The 20,061-nt window shown below is 38.1% G+C and carries 24 protein-coding genes and 2 pseudogenes; 5 read left to right on the forward strand and 21 right to left on the reverse strand.

Features of this window, described 5'->3' with window-relative positions; translation table 11 throughout:
* Window positions 1-115: 115 nt before the first annotated feature.
* Entirely contained in the window at window positions 116-970 is an 855-nt protein-coding gene (locus P4S61_RS19145) for a mechanosensitive ion channel family protein (RefSeq protein ID WP_145242032.1), read from the forward strand.
* A 405-nt stretch (window positions 971-1,375) separates the two neighbouring features.
* Here the strand turns inward: P4S61_RS19145 and P4S61_RS19150 are convergent, their stop codons facing one another.
* The 5 genes and pseudogenes from P4S61_RS19150 to P4S61_RS19170 all read right to left on the reverse strand — a co-directional run bounded on the left by P4S61_RS19150 (window position 1,376) and on the right by P4S61_RS19170 (window position 5,309).
* The gene (locus tag P4S61_RS19150) at window positions 1,376-1,756 is read right to left on the reverse strand and encodes a GNAT family N-acetyltransferase (RefSeq protein WP_337118989.1); all 381 of its coding nucleotides are present in this window, start codon (window positions 1,754-1,756) and stop codon (window positions 1,376-1,378) included.
* A 3-nt stretch (window positions 1,757-1,759) separates the two neighbouring features.
* Window positions 1,760-3,107, reverse strand: a pseudogene (astB, locus tag P4S61_RS19155) (N-succinylarginine dihydrolase).
* A 64-nt stretch (window positions 3,108-3,171) separates the two neighbouring features.
* Window positions 3,172-3,402: a helix-turn-helix domain-containing protein gene (locus P4S61_RS19160; protein ID WP_182719062.1), complete on the reverse strand. Its 231-nt coding sequence runs from the start codon at window positions 3,400-3,402 to the stop codon at window positions 3,172-3,174.
* 361 nt (window positions 3,403-3,763) lie between these two features.
* On the reverse strand, window positions 3,764-4,774 hold the full coding sequence (locus P4S61_RS19165) for a zinc-binding alcohol dehydrogenase family protein (protein WP_337118990.1): 1,011 nt from the start codon (window positions 4,772-4,774) through the stop codon (window positions 3,764-3,766).
* Between the two features lie 103 nt (window positions 4,775-4,877).
* Window positions 4,878-5,309 (reverse strand): MarR family winged helix-turn-helix transcriptional regulator, encoded by a 432-nt coding sequence (locus P4S61_RS19170; RefSeq protein ID WP_145242022.1) that lies wholly within the window; start codon window positions 5,307-5,309, stop codon window positions 4,878-4,880.
* A 125-nt stretch (window positions 5,310-5,434) separates the two neighbouring features.
* Between P4S61_RS19170 and P4S61_RS19175 the strand changes: the two genes are divergently transcribed.
* Together P4S61_RS19175 and P4S61_RS19180 are read left to right on the forward strand one after the other, a co-directional pair.
* Window positions 5,435-5,863, forward strand: a complete 429-nt coding sequence (locus P4S61_RS19175) for an organic hydroperoxide resistance protein (protein WP_145242020.1) — start codon at window positions 5,435-5,437, stop codon at window positions 5,861-5,863.
* 440 nt (window positions 5,864-6,303) lie between these two features.
* Window positions 6,304-8,423: pseudogene (locus P4S61_RS19180) on the forward strand (methyl-accepting chemotaxis protein).
* A gap of 266 nt (window positions 8,424-8,689) precedes the next feature.
* On the opposite strand, the gene P4S61_RS19185 reads toward P4S61_RS19180, so the two are convergent.
* A complete protein-coding gene (locus tag P4S61_RS19185) occupies window positions 8,690-9,217 on the reverse strand; it encodes a hypothetical protein (protein WP_145242016.1) in 528 nt (175 codons plus the stop codon).
* Between the two features lie 52 nt (window positions 9,218-9,269).
* Here P4S61_RS19185 and P4S61_RS19190 point away from each other — a divergent pair, with 52 nt between their 5' ends.
* Together P4S61_RS19190 and P4S61_RS19195 are read left to right on the forward strand one after the other, a co-directional pair.
* Window positions 9,270-9,629 (forward strand): DUF1294 domain-containing protein, encoded by a 360-nt coding sequence (locus P4S61_RS19190; protein WP_182830860.1) that lies wholly within the window; start codon window positions 9,270-9,272, stop codon window positions 9,627-9,629.
* A 46-nt stretch (window positions 9,630-9,675) separates the two neighbouring features.
* Window positions 9,676-10,872 carry an iron-containing alcohol dehydrogenase gene (locus tag P4S61_RS19195; protein ID WP_145242012.1) on the forward strand — a complete coding sequence of 399 codons (1,197 nt, stop codon included), beginning with the start codon at window positions 9,676-9,678 and terminating at the stop codon, window positions 10,870-10,872.
* A 50-nt stretch (window positions 10,873-10,922) separates the two neighbouring features.
* Here the strand turns inward: P4S61_RS19195 and P4S61_RS19200 are convergent, their stop codons facing one another.
* From P4S61_RS19200 to P4S61_RS19270, 15 genes are all read right to left on the reverse strand, one after another.
* Window positions 10,923-12,008, reverse strand: a complete 1,086-nt coding sequence (locus P4S61_RS19200) for a rhomboid family intramembrane serine protease (RefSeq protein ID WP_337118991.1) — start codon at window positions 12,006-12,008, stop codon at window positions 10,923-10,925.
* Entirely contained in the window at window positions 11,998-12,627 is a 630-nt protein-coding gene (locus tag P4S61_RS19205) for a hypothetical protein (RefSeq protein WP_259397348.1), read from the reverse strand. Before P4S61_RS19205 ends, P4S61_RS19200 begins: the two co-directional genes overlap by 11 nt.
* A gap of 155 nt (window positions 12,628-12,782) precedes the next feature.
* On the reverse strand, window positions 12,783-13,127 hold the full coding sequence (locus P4S61_RS19210) for a PEGA domain-containing protein (protein WP_145242524.1): 345 nt from the start codon (window positions 13,125-13,127) through the stop codon (window positions 12,783-12,785).
* 263 nt (window positions 13,128-13,390) lie between these two features.
* The gene (locus P4S61_RS19215) at window positions 13,391-13,633 is read right to left on the reverse strand and encodes a hypothetical protein (protein ID WP_145242522.1); all 243 of its coding nucleotides are present in this window, start codon (window positions 13,631-13,633) and stop codon (window positions 13,391-13,393) included.
* Between the two features lie 61 nt (window positions 13,634-13,694).
* Window positions 13,695-14,027 carry an immunity protein YezG family protein gene (locus tag P4S61_RS19220; RefSeq protein WP_337118992.1) on the reverse strand — a complete coding sequence of 111 codons (333 nt, stop codon included), beginning with the start codon at window positions 14,025-14,027 and terminating at the stop codon, window positions 13,695-13,697.
* A gap of 24 nt (window positions 14,028-14,051) precedes the next feature.
* A complete protein-coding gene (locus tag P4S61_RS19225) occupies window positions 14,052-14,519 on the reverse strand; it encodes a YrhA family protein (RefSeq protein WP_145242518.1) in 468 nt (155 codons plus the stop codon).
* A 121-nt stretch (window positions 14,520-14,640) separates the two neighbouring features.
* A complete protein-coding gene (locus P4S61_RS19230) occupies window positions 14,641-15,489 on the reverse strand; it encodes a hypothetical protein (protein ID WP_337118993.1) in 849 nt (282 codons plus the stop codon).
* A gap of 40 nt (window positions 15,490-15,529) precedes the next feature.
* The gene (locus P4S61_RS19235) at window positions 15,530-15,865 is read right to left on the reverse strand and encodes a DUF600 domain-containing protein (protein ID WP_145242514.1); all 336 of its coding nucleotides are present in this window, start codon (window positions 15,863-15,865) and stop codon (window positions 15,530-15,532) included.
* A 33-nt stretch (window positions 15,866-15,898) separates the two neighbouring features.
* Window positions 15,899-16,231, reverse strand: coding sequence for an immunity protein YezG family protein (locus P4S61_RS19240; RefSeq protein WP_182730839.1), 333 nt, complete (start codon window positions 16,229-16,231; stop codon window positions 15,899-15,901).
* Between the two features lie 99 nt (window positions 16,232-16,330).
* The gene (locus tag P4S61_RS19245) at window positions 16,331-16,804 is read right to left on the reverse strand and encodes an SMI1/KNR4 family protein (protein ID WP_145242511.1); all 474 of its coding nucleotides are present in this window, start codon (window positions 16,802-16,804) and stop codon (window positions 16,331-16,333) included.
* Window positions 16,805-16,806: 2 nt separating this feature from the next.
* Window positions 16,807-17,601: an HNH endonuclease gene (locus P4S61_RS19250; protein WP_145242508.1), complete on the reverse strand. Its 795-nt coding sequence runs from the start codon at window positions 17,599-17,601 to the stop codon at window positions 16,807-16,809.
* 366 nt (window positions 17,602-17,967) lie between these two features.
* Window positions 17,968-18,828: an immunity 49 family protein gene (locus P4S61_RS19255; protein WP_337118994.1), complete on the reverse strand. Its 861-nt coding sequence runs from the start codon at window positions 18,826-18,828 to the stop codon at window positions 17,968-17,970.
* 13 nt (window positions 18,829-18,841) lie between these two features.
* Window positions 18,842-18,967, reverse strand: a complete 126-nt coding sequence (locus tag P4S61_RS19260) for a hypothetical protein (protein ID WP_337118995.1) — start codon at window positions 18,965-18,967, stop codon at window positions 18,842-18,844.
* A 230-nt stretch (window positions 18,968-19,197) separates the two neighbouring features.
* Window positions 19,198-19,542 carry an immunity protein YezG family protein gene (locus tag P4S61_RS19265; RefSeq protein ID WP_337118996.1) on the reverse strand — a complete coding sequence of 115 codons (345 nt, stop codon included), beginning with the start codon at window positions 19,540-19,542 and terminating at the stop codon, window positions 19,198-19,200.
* A 208-nt stretch (window positions 19,543-19,750) separates the two neighbouring features.
* Window positions 19,751-20,032, reverse strand: coding sequence for an SMI1/KNR4 family protein (locus P4S61_RS19270; protein ID WP_337118997.1), 282 nt, complete (start codon window positions 20,030-20,032; stop codon window positions 19,751-19,753).
* Window positions 20,033-20,061: the final 29 nt, after the last annotated feature.

A 20,061-nucleotide genomic window follows, 5' to 3' on the forward strand; every position in this document is an offset into this window, starting at 1 on the left:
ATCGCAAATGGTTATAGCAGCTCACACTTATTGGCTTATAACAATGTGGTTTTAACCTTGTGTAAGCTATGTTAAACCTTGCTCAATTGCAGCAATTACTTAGTGGAAATAAACAGTGAAAGATAAGTTATTAGTGTTTTGGCAAAATCATTCAGAAACCATAATGACTCTAGGTTATAAACTGATTCTAGCGTTGGCTATTGTTATAGCTGGTGCTCTAATTGCGCGCTCTGTTAAAAGAGCGATCCAAAACTCTAAGTCGCCTCTTAAGAAAATGGATAAAACCTTACTACCAATTTTATCGAGTGTGCTGGGCTACTTGGTGTATATCATTGCAGGGTTGTTTATTTTAGATATTTTTGGTGTTAATACAGCCAGTTTAATAGCACTTATGGGGGCGGCTGGCCTTGCGATTGGCCTTGCGCTAAAGAATACCCTCAGTAATATTGCCGCAGGTATTATGTTATTAATACTTAGGCCATTTAAAGTTGGTGACTTTGTTGATGCCAGTGGCACAACGGGTACTGTGAGTGAAATTAACCTCTTTACAACTATTTTTAAAACCAATGATGGCCTATATATCGCTTCGCCAAATGGCAAAGTGTGGGGTGGTAATATTAAAAATTTCACTCGCAATGGTAAAAGACGCATGGATATTGTGGTAGGTATTTCGTTTGCTGACTCAATAGATGATGGCTTAAATGTACTTAAAGAAATAGCCGCATCAGAAAGCCGATTATTAGCGGATCCAGCACCTAAGGTGATGGTGACATCGATAGCTGAAAGCTCAGTGAATATTCAATTACGTGCGTGGACAGTTAACGGTGATTATTGGCAAACAGTCTGGGATCTTAATAAACGTGTAAAAGAGTCTATTGAGCAAGCAGGGCTGACAATTCCATTTCCGCAGCGTACGTTACATATATCGGAGTCGATGGCATCGGCAATAACCGTTAACAAGGATGTGTAAATAACAGATAGTGATTTAATATATTAAATAGCAATCTGTCAGCTTAACGCCAGTTAATTAATATTGACTGGCGTTTTCTTTTTGTGCTCATTGAAAACATGCTGATAAGTTCGTCTACTTGATCCCATTTTATCTGTTCTGTCAACGTATTAGCAGCGATTTAAACGTTATAGTAAATGCCTTTATGGTAGGTTACAAAAGCGAAGTGACTGCTGATAACATTATAAGGTTGTAAGCGATTGACGAATTTAACTCACTTAAGTAATTTATAAAACAGCACAGTACTTTGTAATTCGCCCGATGAACTAAGGGCAAACTGTGGTATTTCACCGGCTTCTATATAGCCTAATTTTTCATATAAAAGTGAGGCAATATCGCCTAAGCGGGTATCCAGTACCAGTAGTTTTAATTGTTGCTGTAGCGCACTTTTTCAAGGATATGCATAAGTTGTTTTGCAAATCCTTGGCCTTGGTATTGGCTATGTACCATTAGCTTTTCAACCTCACCGCGGTGAGCGCCATTAGCTTTTTGACACAGCGCTAATTGCACTGCACCAATTACCTCAGATCCTTCGGTGATAACAAATAATTCGCGGCTATCATTTAATAAATCGCATTCAATACTGTACCAGTAGTGATCTGCTTGTGCGCGCGTCAATGGCGCGATAAAACCAATCGATGCACCATTGTTAACGCTATCAACCAGTAAATGATTTAGCGATTGCTGATATCCCGCTAGTGAACTGATTTTATGTATTTGCGTATCTACAACGCTTGTATCTTGCATGGTTTATCCTTCTAATTGAAATGGATACACAGAGCCTAGGTGCAGATGTTGAGTTAATTCATCCAGCGCTTGCCAGCTTTCACGTAACAAGTTTGGATCTGCAAAATCATCATTGCTAAGTTTGTCACGATAGTGCTTATTCGCCCAATCACATAGTTGTTGGTACTTACTATCGTTTAAAATAACCGCAGGGTTGACTGCCGCGAGTTCTTGTTGATTTAGCGCTACACGTAAACGTAAGCAAGCAGGGCCACCACCATTTTGCATGCTTTGTTTTAAATCAAAAAATTGCACTTGATCAATTGGATTGTCTGCAAGGATCATTTCTTCAATATAACTGTTAACTGCCTGATTGTTTTTACATTCTTGTGGAGCAACTAGTAACATTTTGCCATTGTTTAAACTAACTAGTTGGCTATTAAATAAATAGCTAGTTACAGCATCTTGCACGCCTTACTTTGGCTGTTGGCACCTCAATAATATGCAGTGTTTTGTCGCCAATATATGCATCTTTTATTTGTTGTAGGGCGATAGGCTGATTTAAGAAAGCTTGCTCGTGACAGAGTAATACATTGGCGTTACCCACCGCGATTACGTCATTATGGAACACCCCTTGATCAATCACCTCAGGGTTTTGTTGAATCATTAATTGGCTAGATGGTTTTAGCTGATGTAGTCGGCATATTGCTTGTGATGCTTCAAGTGTCTGCCTTGCAGGAAATTTAACTGGCTTAGGCAGTGCGCTGTTAAATGCGCTGGCACCATATACAAACAGCTCCAAACCTTGAACACCATGCTCGTCGCCTAAGCGAGTATGGTTAGCCGCGCCCTCATCACCAAAAAAACCTTGATCTGGCAAATGGGTATGATGACTAAAGTAGCCTTCGTTATTAAACATGGCTTTAAGTAATCGTGTTGTTGTTTGAGGCTCAAGGGAGCGATGAAATTTGTTATTCAAATTAGCAGCAGTAAAGTGAACTTTGCCATCAAGTGTGTCGGCTGATGGTGATACAGTGCCGGCATTGGCAGTCCACATTGATGATGCTGAATAACATGCGCGAACTAAAACAGGATCAGCTTTAAACGCTTTACTGATCACTTGTTCAGCAGTGCCTGTAAATCCTAAACGACGCAATACATTTATATCAGGGCGGGCATGTGGGGCAAATACCCCTTGAGTTAGTCCCAAGTCATGCATAGCTTTCATTTTCGCTAAGCCTTGCAGTACCGCCTCTTTTGGATTGGAGTAACTTGCCGCATTATTTAATGATGCTACGTTACCGTATGATAATCCCGCGTAGTTATGAGTCGGGCCTACAAGGCCATCAAAATTAACTTCTACAGCTGTCATAGTTATCCTGCAATTTTACTAATTTTAGTGTATTTAAACTATACAGAAAATAATCAGTAGTAGGTTAATTAAAATTAGCTAATTCTAGTTCTACGCTCTGCAAGTTTTGTTGCAAACGTTTTTGTGCTGCGAGTAGGTAGCTTTTTTGCTGTGCTATTTTTGCTTGTTGTTGACGCAGTGCTTTATAGATCACTCGTTTGGGTAAATCATAGTGCTCGGAGGCTTGGCTAATTGTTAATTGATGCACCGACAACTTTTTAAGCGCTTCATCTAAGTGCGGGTAGTTACTTAACATATTCACGCTCCTTTTCTGCGGTGGTGTGAGGATCATTGGCATGGTGAATATGCCAAATGCTTATATCTAAGCGCCATAGTAAATACAACATATGATAAATATTAGTCATAGCTCGCTCCCTGTAGACGAGGTAAATGAAGATAAAACTCAGATTAGTGAGTTACTCTTTTGTAAGGAAGATCTGTGCCAGTCTGAATAATTATTTTTAGTTAAAACAAATCAATAGCTTAAGGTTTTTTCGTTGTTGTATGATTGAGTATAAGCACTAATGTAGTGAAAAATAATGATGGCTTTGCACTTTGCTGGAGCAGAAGGGGAATTATTGTGCGTTCAGATGAGCGCGCAATAATATTAAGTAAGTTTAAAACCCTTCAAGTACCAGCTTACTGCGTGATTGATGAGATTCTAATATTGCGTGCGCTTTGAGCAGGTTTTCTATATTAATTTTCCCTAAATGTTGGCCTAAGGTAGTTTTAATGATGCCGTTATCAACTAGCTCTGCTAATTCAGTAAGTAACTGATGTTGCGCTATCATATCGTCAGTTTGGAACATTGAACGAGTATACATAAACTCCCAATGCAGTGAGATACTCTTACGCTTGAGCGCTAAAATATCAAAACTTGCTGGGTCGTCTATTAAAGCTAATTTACCTTGTGGTTTGATCACTTTAATAATTTCATCAAGATGTTGATCGGTATGAGTGAGGCTAATTACATAATCAAATTCAGCAAGATTATGCTCTATTCGTTGTGCATTTAAGCTTTGTGAGTGATCAAGCACTTGATCAACACCTAGCGCATTTAACCAGCTAACGCTATCTACGCGTGATGCTGTACCTATCACCGTTAAGTTGGTTAGCTGTTTGGCCAACTGCACTAAAATTGAGCCAACACCGCCTGCGGCACCAATAACTAATAATGAAGCTGGTTTTGCATTGTTGGAACGTGATATTTGCAAACGATCAAACAGTAATTCCCAGGCTGTAATACTGGTTAGCGGTAACGCAGCAGCTTGGGCATCGTTCAAGGTAGTAGGCGCACGGCCAACAATACGTTCATCAACTAGTTGAAATTCAGCATTACTGCCTGAGCGAGTTAAATCACCGGCGTAATAAACCTGGTCGCCCAGATTAAATAAACTTACTTTATCACCAACAGCTTTTACGATCCCAACAGCGTCCCAACCAATGACTTTATGACCTTGTTCAGGGCTAACATTTGCGCGGATCTTCGCATCGACAGGATTAACTGAAATTGCTTTTACTTCGACCAATAAATCGTGACCGGATGCTGTTGGAATAGGTAACTCGATGGCTTCGAAAGAATGATTGCTAAGTGTTTTGGTTGCTGTTTGGTATCCAATGGCTTTCATGAGTTGCTCCGTTAAATTGTTTTGCTGCACCCACTATAACGCAGTTTTATAATAGAAAAAGAGTGGGGGTATATACACGAATCTCTCTCAAAATTTTTGATAATTAACTTAAGTCAGTATTGAGTTTATCAAGTAAAGTAATTAGTTGTGTGGCTTCTTGCTGCGTAATAGATGGAAAACGGCAACGAATTTGCTCAGGGATATTCGCTGCTTGTTGTTGCAGCTGTATGCCTTGTTTGTGTAACTTTACGACTCGCTTACGTTTATCTGTTTCATCTTTAACCACGGCTAATAAGCTTTTATCGGTCATTTTTTTCAAAATTTGTGTCATAGCGCCGCCATCTATTGCGGTTTTTTCCAGCAGCTGTGCAATACTGATCTCATCTTCTTCCCAGAGCGCCATCATCACCACATACTGTGGATAGGTCAGTTCAAGTTCGTTTAGTGCATCTCGATAGGCACGTACCACTGAATTGGAGGCCATATACAGACGATGACAAATTTGATTATCTAATTTCAATTGTGGATATTTCATAGTAGCTCTCGAATGATGACACTGCATTTTAATTTGCATGCAAAATATTTGCAATGCTCAATAAACTACTTTATTATTTTGCATGCAAAATAAATTCAGTCCCAACCTTAAATAAGGAAAACATTATGAAAGAATTACTACAAGTCGCTTACACAGCTAAAGCAACTGCAACGGGTGGCCGCGAGGGCACTGCAAAATCAGACGATGGCCGTTTAGATGTGGCACTTTCAACTCCAAAAGGGTTAGGTGGCGATGATGGTCAAGGCACTAACCCTGAGCAGTTGTTTGCAGCGGGTTATGCAGCGTGTTTTATTGGCGCATTAAAATTAGTTGCAGGCCAAGCAAAAGTTAAGTTACCTGCTGATACCCGCATTGATTCAGAAGTATCGATTGGTCCAATCGAAGGTGGTTTCGGTATCGCTGTAAAATTAGCTGTTTTTGTCGGTGATGTAGATAAAGACACCGCAGAAGCGTTAGTGGCTAAAGCACACGAAGTTTGCCCATATTCAAATGCTACTCGTGGTAATATCGCAATTGAATTGTCGGTTATCTAACTTATTGTAAATTTAATAATTTATATTTTTAAAGGCGCATTTTTATTTTAAATGCGCCTTTTTTGTGGCTTTTATTTATAACCATGAGCTTTTTAGAGCGCCATTTATAACCAAGAAGCGCAATTGTGATAATCTGTACTAAAATTTGTAATCCTTAGTTTGCGCTACCCGACAATCAATATCCTCACTTATATCATTGTATATTAATACTATTTCAGTATGTTAAACCATGTATGTCATTGCCAAGCATTAACACAAATAGTTCAGTAATGATCAACTCGATGTCTAAATTGGCTTTGTTATCGGGAAAGTTTATTAACCACTGGTTAGGTTGAGTGGTCTAGGAATATCCATTAATACGGTTTTTTTCAACAAAATTGATTAACTTATGAATAATTGAACTAGAATGTAAACGTAGTTTTAATTCGAGGATAAGTGGAATGCGGCAATTAGCGTTGGCGAAAAAGTTACTATGGCTTACTTTAGGTAGTATTTTTATCACCGTTGTAGTGCTATCGAGTGTGCTTTGGTGGCAATTATCAAGCAGCAATAAAGTGTTATCAGCACAAGCTGAAAAATTGATAGTTACAGAGGTAGAAGAAAAGCTCACCAGTAATGCTGCAGTGTACGGTGAAAAAATCGCAGGGTTTATCAACGAAGCATATCGAGTGCCTTTTTCACTCGCTGCGATACTTGGTAATGAATCGGCTAAAGATGCTTTAACACGTGATTCGGTGGTACAGCTTAATCGCTCTATTATAGAAGGTAATTCGATACTTTCTTCAATCTACTCGCAATTTGAAGCTAATGGTTTTGATGGTAACGATCAACAATATAAAAGTGGTTTTGATCATTCAGTCGCAGGCCAAGGCACCTTAGAGATTTACTTCACTCGCAGCCGTGAAGGTGTGATTGAACAGCAAGTTGTTGAAGATGCAGCAGAAAAATACGTTACGACTTTAAACGAATTTGGTCAACGTGAGGCTGAGTGGTACTTATGTGCTAAAGACACTAAAAAACCGTGCATTATGGAACCCTACTTGTACGAAATCTCCCCGGCAATTCGGAAATGATGACATCTTTGACTGTGCCAATACTGCGCGACGGTAAGTTTATTGGCCTCAGTGGCGTTGATATTACACTGCCAGTTTTTCAAACTATGACCGAGCAGTTATCAAAAGAATTATATAATGGTCAGGCGCGAGTTACCTTATTAAGTTCGATGGATTTAATTGTGGGTAGCAGTCATAACAAAGACAAACTTGGTCGTCCGCTAAAAGAAGCAGTCTCTGCCTCGGTGTTAAAAAATTATACTAGTTTGAAAGAAAGCTCTGGAGTACAAAAGAGCGAAAATGAATATTTAGTCAATTACCCAATAGATATTAAACTTGCTGGTCGTCAGTGGACTTTGCTAGTAGAAGTACCTGCAGAGCTTGCACTACAAGGACCACAGCAGCTCAGTGCAAGTATGCAAGATAATGCCAACACTCTTGGTGGGTTAATTTTAATATCTGGGTTAGTGATTGCTGGCGCTGCATTTATTATTATGACTTTAGTTGTCAAAAGCATCGTGGCGCCGCTGCAACAAATTCAGTTACGGGTTGATAATTTAGCCAGTAGTGAAGGGGATTTAACACAAACGTTAACGGTTGACACTCATGCAGAGTTAATTGCGCTCGCTGTTGGGTTTAATGCGTTTTTGGAAAAGTTACGTGATTTAATTGCGCAATTAAAAGATGTATCAGGGCAAACTAAGGAGCAGGCACAAATTGCCGCACATGTAGCCGTTGATACTAAGCAAAATGTGCAAGCTCAGTTTCAAGAAATTGAAAGTGTCGTAACGGCAATGAATGAAATGAGTGCCACTGCACTTGAAGTTGCCCGTGCTTCAGAGCAATCAGCGCAGCAAGCGGATGAAATCAATTCATTAGTGGTCAGTAGCGAAGCGAGTTTATCGTCTGCGGTATCACAAGTGAAAACTATGTCTGAAGAAATAAAGCAAGCCAATCAAGCCGTAGCCAAGGTGGCGGCGCGTAGTAACGATATTACACAAATTTTAGATGTGATCCGCACTATTTCAGAGCAAACTAATTTACTCGCACTTAATGCTGCGATTGAGGCAGCTCGCGCTGGTGAACAGGGGCGAGGCTTTGCTGTCGTAGCCGATGAAGTGCGTGCTCTGGCATCTAAAACTCGTGCGTCAACAGATGACATTAGTGGCTTAATTGACAACTTACAGCTTGAAGTGGGTAATGCCTCAACAGTGATTGAAAAAGGAGTTGTGCGAGCACAAACTGCAGTTGATGAAACTACCGTTGCTTTTGATGCTTTACACAGTGTGGTAATTAAAGTGGAAGAGATAACTAATCAGATCACCCAAATAGCGACGGCTGCAGAGGAGCAAAGTTCTGTAACTGAAGAAATTAATCGTAATTTAACGTTGATCTCCGATGCTGCATCACAACTTGCTGATTTATCAACTCAAGCTGGCGATGGTAGTCAAATGCTCAATCAGCTTGTTGCACAACAAGACGATGAATTGAATAAATTGAAAACATAATACCTCCAATGTGATTAACTTGGTTCTGTATAAAACCGGTATAACTTAACCTGTCGCTCACAAACTAGCCACGCCACTTCGGCGTGGTTAGTTTGAGTTACATTATCAACTCTAAACTAGGTCCACCCTAATTCAGCTGTCAAAATAATACAAACCAAAGAGCGGCAAAATATTTCAACGCGCTACCTCTTTCAAATTAGGTATGGCTTTTATACGTAAATCATCAGTCCAGCAAATCGATTTACTCGACTATTTTTATGCCGTTTCTATTTAAAAATAACCTGTTTGTTACTGCGAGTGTAAATACGTTTTTCAGGTTTTGTCCATTCACCCTTTTTTAAATAAGAGGTAGAGACAACAAACTGCTCATCTTTAAAATCACTGGTTGATTTTACTTTTGTAATGCCTTCTTTTGAACCTGTTACGGTTTCGTATGCTACAAACTGCGTAGGGCTCAATACTTTCAATGTCCCTTGAGTATAAAAGCCTGCTGTAGTGAAATAATAAAAAACTAATGACTGCTTTTTACTATCCCAAAATATCATTGATTCGCCGCCATATTCACCTTCATTAATTGAGTGAAGGGTACGAATTGCTTTCCCATTGAGGGCTCGCTCCCAGCGACTTACATCCTGAATCTTTGGCTTATTATCGGCAACATTGAAATCAGCTTGCCATGTGCCGAGGTAAGGTTTAAATACTTCAAGCTCTGGTGCTAAGTCAATCGTTTGTGCACTAATAGCACCAGCGTAGATAAAGCAAAAAGATAGTAAAAGTGTTTTTAGGTATGACATAATCGTGCCTATCATTATTAGTTTTTCAAATTGTAGTATAGGCGAGAGTCCGTTGATTAAAAAAACATTATTGCTTTTTTCTGTTAGTTTTCTAGTTGTATTAGTGATTGGTGGGCTGCTTGATTATTGGCCATATTTGGTCGCCAGTGTTTACTGTACTATGAGCAGTATTACGTTTTTAGTTTATAAATGGGATAAGCGTTTGGCGATAGAGTCAATAGATCAGCCTATTAGAGTGCCGGAACGTAGTTTACATATTTTAGCATTAATTTGTGGTTGGCCGGGAGCACTGATCGCTCAGCAATGGTTAAGACATAAATCACAAAAACGTGCATTTATTGCGGTACTTTGGCTCACTATCATTATAAATACTTCTGTATTAGGGGCTGCCTATTATTGGCAATTGCTTTAAATTGATGCACTATCAGGTAACCTAAAAATAACAAAAGTCTGATTTTATGTATTTTTTATATCGCTGCTATCATTTTATTTTAAAATGTATTGTTATTTTTATTGGTATTCCTGATCCGCGTTTGTATCAAGGTTATAGCGGGTTTAAGCAATGGCTTGCATTACTTAATCCTAATAAACCTGTGTTAGTTGTAACTGACAATACGTTAAAAAATTTAGGCGTTGTTGCTCCCATTTTAGCTTTGCTGGATGAGCAGGCAATCTCTTGGCAGCTGTTTAGTGACGTTGATGCTAATCCAACGATTAGCAATGTTGAAAGCGGTTTAGCACTTTATCAGCAATACACATGTCATAGTATTATCGCCGTTGGTGGCGGCTCAGTAATTGACTGTGCCAAATTAATTGGCGCACGTGCAGTAAGACCTAATAAATCAGTTAAGCAGTTAAAAGGCTTGTTTAAAGTACTGAAAAAACTTCCCCCATTATGTGCTATTCCAACAACCGCAGGTACTGGCTCAGAAACGACCGTTGCTGCGGTGGTAAACGATCCGCAAATGCAAACAAAATATGCCGCCACTGACTTTGCTCTTGTACCAAGTGATGCAGTTTTAATTGCTGAGCTAACACAAACGGTGCCTGATTTTATTACCGCAGCTACAGGTATCGATGCACTCACGCATGCACTTGAGGCATACATAGGCACTAATGGCCTTGCTTTTAGTGATGACAAGTCATTGCGGGCAATCGAACTTATTTTACAAAATTTATTAACAGCGTATAAAAATGGTAATGACTTAGTTGCGCGGGAAAATATGTTACTCGCTTCATTTTATGCAGGACAAGCGTTTACCCGAACATCTGTAGGTTATGTGCATGCTATAGCGCATCAATTTGGCGCGCAATACGGCACAGCTCACGGTTTAGCAAATAGTGTGGTATTGATGCATGTGCTGAAATTTTATGGTTCCAGTATAGATAAAAAGCTGGCGGCTATTGCTGATCATTGCCAATTAACACAATCACACCAAAAACCAGCAGAAAAAGCAGCAATACTATTAAACACCTTAGAGCAGTTACTTATTGATCTAGCTATCCCTCGTCATTTAAAAGAGCTAAAAGTAGCTGATATACCTAAGCTTGCTGATGCTGCAATTGTAGAGGCTAACTGGGACTATCCAGTACCAAAATTTATGAACGTAGCTCAATGCCAAGCCATTATTCATAAAGTAGTGAGTGATACGTAATTAATGAAAACCTTCCCATCAGCACAGATAGGGAAGGTTTAAGCGTTAAATTAGCGTTTTAACTGTGCTTCAGGTTGATTTAATAATTCAATTATAGGATTTTGTGCAGTGATTTTTGCTTTAAGAGCAAAGCCGATCAATAACCCTGCGATAAAGCCACCTATATGAGCGCCATAATCGATACCATCAGGTGCTGCAATCATGCCATAAATATTGATCCCTAACCAAATTACAAAAAACCACACTGCAGATAATTTCTTTTGATAAATGATAAACATAAAAGTTAGGCTGGCGTGCCTAAACCACATTAAGTACATACCAAATAGCCCTGCAATTGCGCCGCTAGCCCCGACACTTGGAATAATCGAGCTGGGATCAACGATAAAGCTAGCAAAAGACGCTGCCAAACCGCATACCATATACCATATTAAAAACTTTTTATGACCTAATACGTCTTCGAGGTTATCACCAATAATGTATAAAAAGTACATATTACCAATAAGGTGCATTACTGAGCCGTGTAAAAAAACACAGGTAATCACGCTCCATAAATGTTCGCCTTGAGAGATCTTACTTGGATTCATTGCAAATAATTTGAGGGTGGCACTGAATGCGTCTGAATTGAAAAAATACAAGGCAAAAACAATGGCATTGAGTGCAATTAAACCGCGAGTAACCCACGGCGTTTGTTTTGGTTTTAGGTTATATTCAACGGGCATTTGCGTTAAAAATTGAAACAGATAAGTTTTCCAACTAACTTTTTGGTTTAGCTTGTCTAGGCTTGCTTTGAGCTCGGGGCTGTTTTCAACGCTTTCTAATTGACCTTTTTCAATCCAACTGCCATCACAATGACGGCAAACATCAATTTCGGTATGAAAATCTTCGAGTAAATGAAAGCGCTCAAGGTTCTTACTGCAATCGGGACAGTCTAGCTTAGAAATACCTAATGACTCACCAAAATGAGTCTCGTATTTTTCACCAATAGGACCTTCGTTGATTTCGGCAATCATCCGGTTAACTTCGTTTTTTTCAAACCATAAGCCACCGCATTCGCGACAGATATCTATCTCTTCACCTTGATAATGAGTAACATCCAAAGGGTGATCTTTGCAGTGAGGGCAGCGTTTAGTTGGCATTATCAGCCTCCTTCAATGAGCCGATAATAATATCGTTTTGTTGTAATTCTTGTTGTAAATTTAATGCACTAGCTTTTAGTTGAGGTAATGTTTGTTGCTCAATAATATCGGCAATTTGATTTAGTTCAATTGACGCTTGGCGCGCAGACATTTTACGCTTTAACGCCGCATCAATGACAAACTCAGCACGACTATAAAAACGACGAATTTGTGTTAGAAATATACTCGGAGTTTCAAGAGTTGTTGGTGAGTACTGCATAGTTTGCCAAATATACTTTTCAAGCGTGGGTTTATTATATTCAAGTTCACTTGTGTGTGGGCTTTTGGCTAAAAGTAACGAATAGCGTTTTATATTCTCTAAATTATCATTTACTTCATCATATAATGAAGTACGCAAATAATAGTTATCCTCCATTTTACTATATGAATCAAATTTTAGTGCTTGCTCTAAACCGCTTTGCGCAGCTAAGTAAACACCAAAAATAGTTGAAAGTACTAAAAACACTTGGTTCAACCAAAAGCTAGTACTTTTTAGCTCTTTATTATCAACTTTTTTCAGTACGTTAGGTATTCGAGGAGGTGTATTTGCTTGGTCAGAGTGGTTTTGTGATGACTCCAAAATTCATATCCTTATTTTTACGGTCCATTTAATAAGCGCAACAGGATACGGGGATTTTTTTAATACGACAATTACTTTTTATGGAAACTATACTTAATTTTTAACACAGGCAATACAAATTGGTGATGGCAAGAATAAACTTGCCATCAGTGGTGTCATAATGCAGATTGGCTTGCTTCAATTTGATCTAACTCGATAGTCAGGATCGTTTTCTTATCAACAGTAACCCACTTTCTATAGGTTAAGTAACCGTCTTTAGTAATTTCGATGTCGTATTTACCTTCATCGAGTTCAATACCTGCTTGGTATTTCGGCTTTATATTCATTATGCGAATACGGGCATCATCAGGAGAAGTAATAACGGTCAGTGATATTGCACTGTTTACTTCTTCTGTGGTGACAACAGATTGCTCAGCAGAAGCCGTCTGTTGTTCAACTTTAGGGTTACTTGAACAACCTGATAGCATCACTATAGCAACCAGCGCACTTAATTTTTTCATAATTACTCCATTAAATTGTTCATTATAAACATCTTTGTTTATATCACTTTTAGCAACGAAAAATCATGGAATAACAATAGGAAGGATTATGTATTTACTAGAGTCTTCCATGACTTTTATATTTACTTTAACTATAAATCAAATGGCATTTTAGTATGTATAAGGATGAGGTTCAAATCATAGTTGCAAAAAATACCAGTTTTCCTTATTTTATTATGTTTATAGCAATAAAAGAAACAGTTTCATTATGACTATAATAAATATTAGTTTAGGGTTTTGCTCTTTTTAAGCTTGGTAAATCGTTGCCACGTACCCAATATTAAAAAAGCGACTAGCATAAATACAGTGATGTAAAAGGCCATTATGGCCACTTTGATCATTAGTAAACACGCGATAATAATGGCGAAGATGATCGCGATACGAATAATAGGGCTTTTGATAAATCTATTTGAAAAAAGTAAGGCGGTTAGGCTTAGCTTGCTGCGGGTGTTTTTCTTAACATCCATGTTTTGTGTCCTTAGTGTTTTTTGTATTAGCGTAATTTACGCGTTTAAATTAGTGTGTATTTTATGCAGTGATAACATCATCATCATTATTATCACGCTTAAAGTTCAGATTAAATTGGCCTTGGCGATTAATGGTAAAAATAGCGCGCGTCCATTTTTCTGGTTGGTGCTTTGTGGCTTTATCAAATACTTGTTTGAATAAATTGACAATCTCGTCTGTCACGGTAATCGGCTGTTCGCTTGTATCAGCAGCAGTTTGATAATGGGCTTTGCATTCAAGTACGTTTTCATCTTCGCAATTTAAAATGAGCAGGGCTTCAAGCCAAGGCTCATTTATTTGCTGGTACAAGTATTGCCCAAGTTGTTGTGGGATGTTTTTAATATTTGGTTGCATGTGCTGTCCTTAGCGTTGTTTGATTTATTCAAAAATATTTGCTGTTTTAAGTAAAGAGCTTATCGCCAAAGTTAAAGTCGGGAAACTTTCTAGCTCTTCCCACGTGAAAGAGTCTACAATCTGAAATTGATTCACCTTTAAGTTATAAACCACCCTGGAGCTGCTTTCATCACAAAAAGCGACGAAATTACGTAAAGATTCTTCCGTATGAAATTCTTGATTGGCTTCAATAATTCCAGCTAAGTAATATGGTTCATTTTGTTCTTTAGCACTATAGACATTTAATCCATTTACAGAAAAGCCATTTGATATCTTTAATATATCTAAAAGTTCATTTGGGGGTTGAAAGTTGAAAGCTTTTGTGAAATGCGCATTAAAAGCTTTTAACTCATCTAAACTAATTGGTGTTAGGAGAAAGCCTTCGCCAAAATGAGTTTGCTCTTCTGAGTTTTTCTCTATCAGGTAATTAATTAACTTTTTTATATCACTCATAGTAACTTTGGTCTGCCCCTACATAGAAACTTAAAAGGTCAAAGAGATCTAATAAAAGGGCTTTAACCCATAACATTTTTGCATGCTAAGCTAGCGCTACTAAAGCCTTTTCAAATCAAGTTTAATTTTGCTGAGATAGCTGTTTTTCATATAATTGCTGAATGTCTATTTCGGCTTCTTCAATATAGTCACAGTCACCATAACCAATGGCAAGCTTCAGTCGTTGCTGAAATAGATTGGTTGATTTTTCAATTTCGCCTAATTCAAATTTAAGCACGGCTAGCTGGAATATGCTGTTAAACTTATTTATAAAAGTATCTTCAGGGTAACCACAGTCTGTTTTTGACATTTCTTTTAGGTAATGCTCAGCATCTTCCATCAAACCAAGTTCGTAACTATTGTTTGCTAAATTATTTAAAATGAGATGTTTTATTTCTTCTAAATCAGGATTACTCAAAATTTCTTTATTAAGCTGCAACGCTTCTTTATATCGCCCAACCTCATGGAAGCAAGCCGCTTTTAACGCAATTAAATTAGACACTTCGTTTTGAGTACGGTGGTTAGCATTAGCGATTGCTGCTTGTAAGTATTCAAGTGCATTTTGATGTTCATTGAATTCACTATATGCTTCGTATAAACGGTGATTTAAAGAAAATACTTGCTCTTGATTTAACTTTTTTAAAGTTGCATTTAATTCCAAAGCTATCGTTGAGTGACTAATAATTTCAGATTCATAATCATAACTCTTAGAGTAAATCATTGATAAGTAGTAATTTGCGTATAGCTTTTCTTCATTTGTTTGCGAACTAGCTAATAATTCACTTAAATCCTCTCGCATTCCAGAGAAGCTAAACATACGTTCAGGGTCTTCTATCGTTTTACCCAACTCGAGGATTTTAGATACAAGGGTAGATTTTTTTGACTTAAATATTTTGTTTAGTAATGTAGAACCCACATTGAGCTTTTTCATTTCATTCATCCTTAAATTTTAAATTGGCTTTCTAGTGCATTTACGAAGTAACGATGATGTCATGAACGGTATTCTCACGCTCAAAATTGAGATTAAATTGGCCTTGGCGATTAATCGTGAAAATGGCGCGCGTCCAGTTTTCTGGTTGGTGTTTAGTGGCATTCACAAATAGGGTGTTGAATAAATCGACTATCTCGTCTGTCACGGTAATCGGCTGTTCGCTTGTATCAGCAGCAGTTTGATAATGGGCTTTGCATTCAAGTACGTTTTCATCTTCACAATTTAAAATAAGTTGTGCTTCAAGCCACGGCTCATTTATTTGCTGATAAAGGTACTGACCTAGGTGATGCGAGATGTTTTTTATGTCTGGTTGCATGTGCTGTCCTTAGCCATAGATAAATTGAATCTATTAGTGATCATAACTTTCAATTTCATCAGCCAGCTCTTGATCCCATTCAAAATCAATATTGAAGTCGCCTGATGGCTCAAGTGTAAAGGTAGCCTTATTCCATTTAATTTCTGGGTTATCTGACATTATCGTAGAGAGACTTTGGAACTCTTTAAATAAGTAATACCCTGATTCTAAATCAAAGCTTTTATCCTCAAAATTTGTATATGTTGCATCAAACTCAGCAGCATCACCAAAAAACTCAACCTCAACCTTGCACTCTTTCCAATCAGCAGTGATTTGCTGTACTAGATATTCTGCAATATTCTCGTAAATATTATCAACATTATTCATTATAATTAACCCCCTATAGCAATAAAAAATTACTTTGATGGAGTTGTTTTAATTATTGAATCCAAGAAAGCATCATTAGCTAGCTTTAGCTTTGTTAGGTCATAATTCGTCGTCATTTTCTTCTAGGATAGCTAAAAACTCATGGAAATTTACGCTAATATTTCTTATTGCTTTATCACCATCTTCGAGTTGTGAAGAGATAATAAATATAACTTCGGGCTCAGTCAGTTTATGACGAAAATCAAAAGCGATTAAATTTGAATCAAAAGTTATAGCGATAGGCACTATTTTATTCGATAAAAATTCATCTATTTCTTCTTTTTGTTCGGAGATGCTATAAATGTCAAAATTATCATCTATTAACTCTTGGCAATGAAGGAAGTGTGCGATTGAGCTTTGCCCTTTCCCTACTTTAAAAGATGAATAAAATGGCTTATCTCCAAAGTGTAATTCTATGAAGTTTAAAAACTCTGACGGGAATTTAATCTGAAGTTCGCATTCAAGTTCCTTTAAGTAATCGGGATTGTAAGTTGGCTTATTTTCTTCCCACAAATACGGTTCACATTTTAACATAATTAATACCCTCCTCCCCAAATAGACATACCACCAGTATGCCTAAAAGTGTCATGTGTTGTTCTATCAATAAGCTGCATTCTGCCAGTATCTTGATGATGATGCCATGTTAAACCCTTTGCTGGATCTTTCGATGGTGGTTTTTTCATAATATGTACTACTTGTTCATTACTTAATCCTAGCGTCTTGGCTAAACTTGGGTTTCTTTCTAATTGCATAGCAAGATTTTTATTTGCTGCTTTAAAATGTTCAGTAGCTTTACCCGAAGTTATATGACGATCAGGTATGTGGGTATCAAATTTACTGTCAAATATGGGGAAACCATTCGAATCATACTGTAATTTCTTGCCTTTTCGATGTAAGTACCCATTTTCATCCAGGTTATTCTTATTTCTAATTGTAATTGCATCAGAGGGTTGTCCACCAATAGGGATAACTTTCCCATCTGGAGTTAATTTAGGTTTTCTGGCAAGATCATTTATTTTATCCAAACTATTAGGGTCAATAGCGGTGTTTCTGTTAACCGTTTTAGCCCCCTTTAAATCATTCCCTTTCGGCGCATCTAATTCATTGGCTACTGTTTTCTTCGGTTTCCCTACTACACCTGTACTTGCCGGTGGCTCAAATTCATCGAGGGCTTTATTTACGCGATTGCCAATTTCTTGCGCTGCGTTTCTTACCCCTTGGTCTATTTGCGGGGTGACTTCATCAAGTTGTTTGACCATGGCTTGCATGCCGTCAATGGCCGAGTCTGGCAGTAGGAGGTCGTATTTCCAGCTGGTTGAAATATCTTGCAAGGTATCTCTAAAGCTTTTAATAATTGCTTTGACTTCACTGGCGGCTTGTTTGCCTAAGTCTTGCCAGTTTATTTTACGTAAATACTGAACAGGGTCACCTTTGCCTACTTTCGTTGGGTAAAGAGCCGGAATACTGCAATAGCGCCTTCCATCGATTCGTTGCTGTCATTGGCTTTATCATCAAATAATAATTCGTTGTGGGCTGCGGGGGAATTATGTCGCGGGGTAAACCCGCTGCTACGAATGCGTAGACTCGAATTTACTTGTGCAAAAATGAAAGGCAGGGCACTAATCAGCGGCTGTATTAGCGCCTAGCCTACCAACATCCATGTTGTTAAAGAGCGAGTAATTATTAATACGTTCAGTTTATTCTGGTTTTGGTGGGTTTACATTAATTAACCAATCAGGAATATACTCATTTTCAACGCTGAGCTGATAGCCTTTGACTTCTTTAGCGATAACAGCCATTGCGGTTAGTGGTATTGAAATGGCGCCACGGTCATTCCACATGCGCTCTTCATCACTGTAATATTCTTGGTGCAGTAATAAAGCTTTTTCCATGGTGCTGTTGTAGGCTTGCTCACCATTTTCGGTGAAAATCGCTTCGATAACAGAGACCAACGGCCACTTGAGACGACTGGCATACAAATACGCTTCATCAATAGGGTAATCATCCGGGTTAGAGGTGATATACGCTTGCTCTAGCAGGTGCGCTAAGTCGGCGCTTGGGGCGAACAGTCCTTTGAGTAAATCAGCTAAGGCATAATCAAACGGTTTGAGTTGATTGCCGTAATTAGAGTTTACAAACACCTCATTGTCGATGGTGGTTAAAAAATCTATGGCCTCTTGGTTGCGTACGATAATCGCGGCATATAAAGCAAGTAGCCAAACAGGGTGCTCTGCGTTTTCAGGGTTTTTCTTGCCAACCACCTCTAGGTATTCATCGTCATAAAAAAATGGAAAGGCTTGACCATCATTGGCGTTACTTTGAAAAATACCGAGGCCTAATTGCGATGCGCGTAGCAAGTACAGCCAAGCATGATACCCATTGGGGTTTTCAATGGCTTCCATTGGGAATGATTCAATTAAATTTCGTTTAAATTGAGTTTGCAGCCCTAAACTTGGGTTTTTTTGGATGCGAGGAATGTTTTTTTCTTCGTGTTTTTTATATCGCTCACACATGTGTTCATAACTTACTTTTGCAAAGCTGTAATGGCTTTTAATCATCTAAAAAATCTCCTTAAAATCCGATATCAAAAATAGACACATCAATAACGTCAATTAGTCCATTGTCATTGGCTTTTTGTTGTATGCCAATATACTCTAGCGTTCCATCTAGTTTTGCGTCTTCTAGTGAATCTAACATATCTTGAATACCTTCAACCTGCTTAGTAAAGGCTTTTTCGCCGACTTTACCATAGCGAGGGTCTTTTGTGAGCGTATCTAAGAATGAGCAGTAAATGAGGAAGAAAACCAGAAAAAGTGATCATTATGTGCAAGACAAGAGCGCTAATCTTAAAAGATTCTAGCGCCTAGCCTGACAACATCCATGTTGTTAAAGAGCAGGTAATTATTTATTTGAATCTAGGTTATGAATTAATGTGTTTGTTGTGCGGTAATAACGTCATCATCATTATTATCACGCTCAAAGTTCAGGTTGAACTGGCCTTGCCGTGTAATAGTAAAAATGGCGCGCGTCCAGTTTTCTGGTTGGTGTTTAGTGGCATTCTCAAAAAGGGTGTTGAATAAATCGTCTATCTCGTCTGTCACGGTAATTGGCTGTTCACTAGAGTCATCGGCTTTTTTAAAGTGAGCTTGGCATTCAAGTAAACCTTTATCTTCGCAATTTAAAATGAGTTGTGCTTCAAGCCACGGCTCATTGATTTGCTGATAAAGGTACTGACCAAGTTGTTGGGGGATGTTTTTTATTTCTGGTTGCATGTGCTGTCCTTAGCGTGTTCAATTAGCTTTAATAGATTCTACGAGGTTCTAAGTTCAACATAATCACAAAAGAATGAGAGGAAGGAATCAGCTATTACTCCGTCAACTTGTCTTTTAAATAAATTATAATTAACCAGTGGGTATTCTTTTTCTTGGGTATTAGAATCTAAGCACCAACAAATTTCATTTTCTTTATAAAAAATTACAATTAAATGGGGGGTAATTCAAATGTTTCCCTGCAATCTAGTGTGTCACCTAATATCGTTCCTCCACGCTTCAAAGTAGCATTATTATCTTCAATACCAGATACCTCCGCATCGATTGTTCCACCTCCACCACATTCTTTTAAAAAACCAACTAATGAAGGCGGGAGTTTTATCGAAATTAGCTGTTCAAGTAGTGCTATTTCTTTCAAGTCAGCCGAACCTTGCCAAAAGGTTTCGTGTTCACTCAAATCAAGTTGTTTGATTAACTCACTATATTTATTCATACAGATTTACCTACTCAAAATCTTTTGCT

It is taken from the genome of Pseudoalteromonas sp. B160, from assembly GCF_037162485.1.
In the GTDB taxonomy this organism is placed as follows: Bacteria; Pseudomonadota; Gammaproteobacteria; order Enterobacterales; family Alteromonadaceae; genus Pseudoalteromonas; species Pseudoalteromonas rhizosphaerae.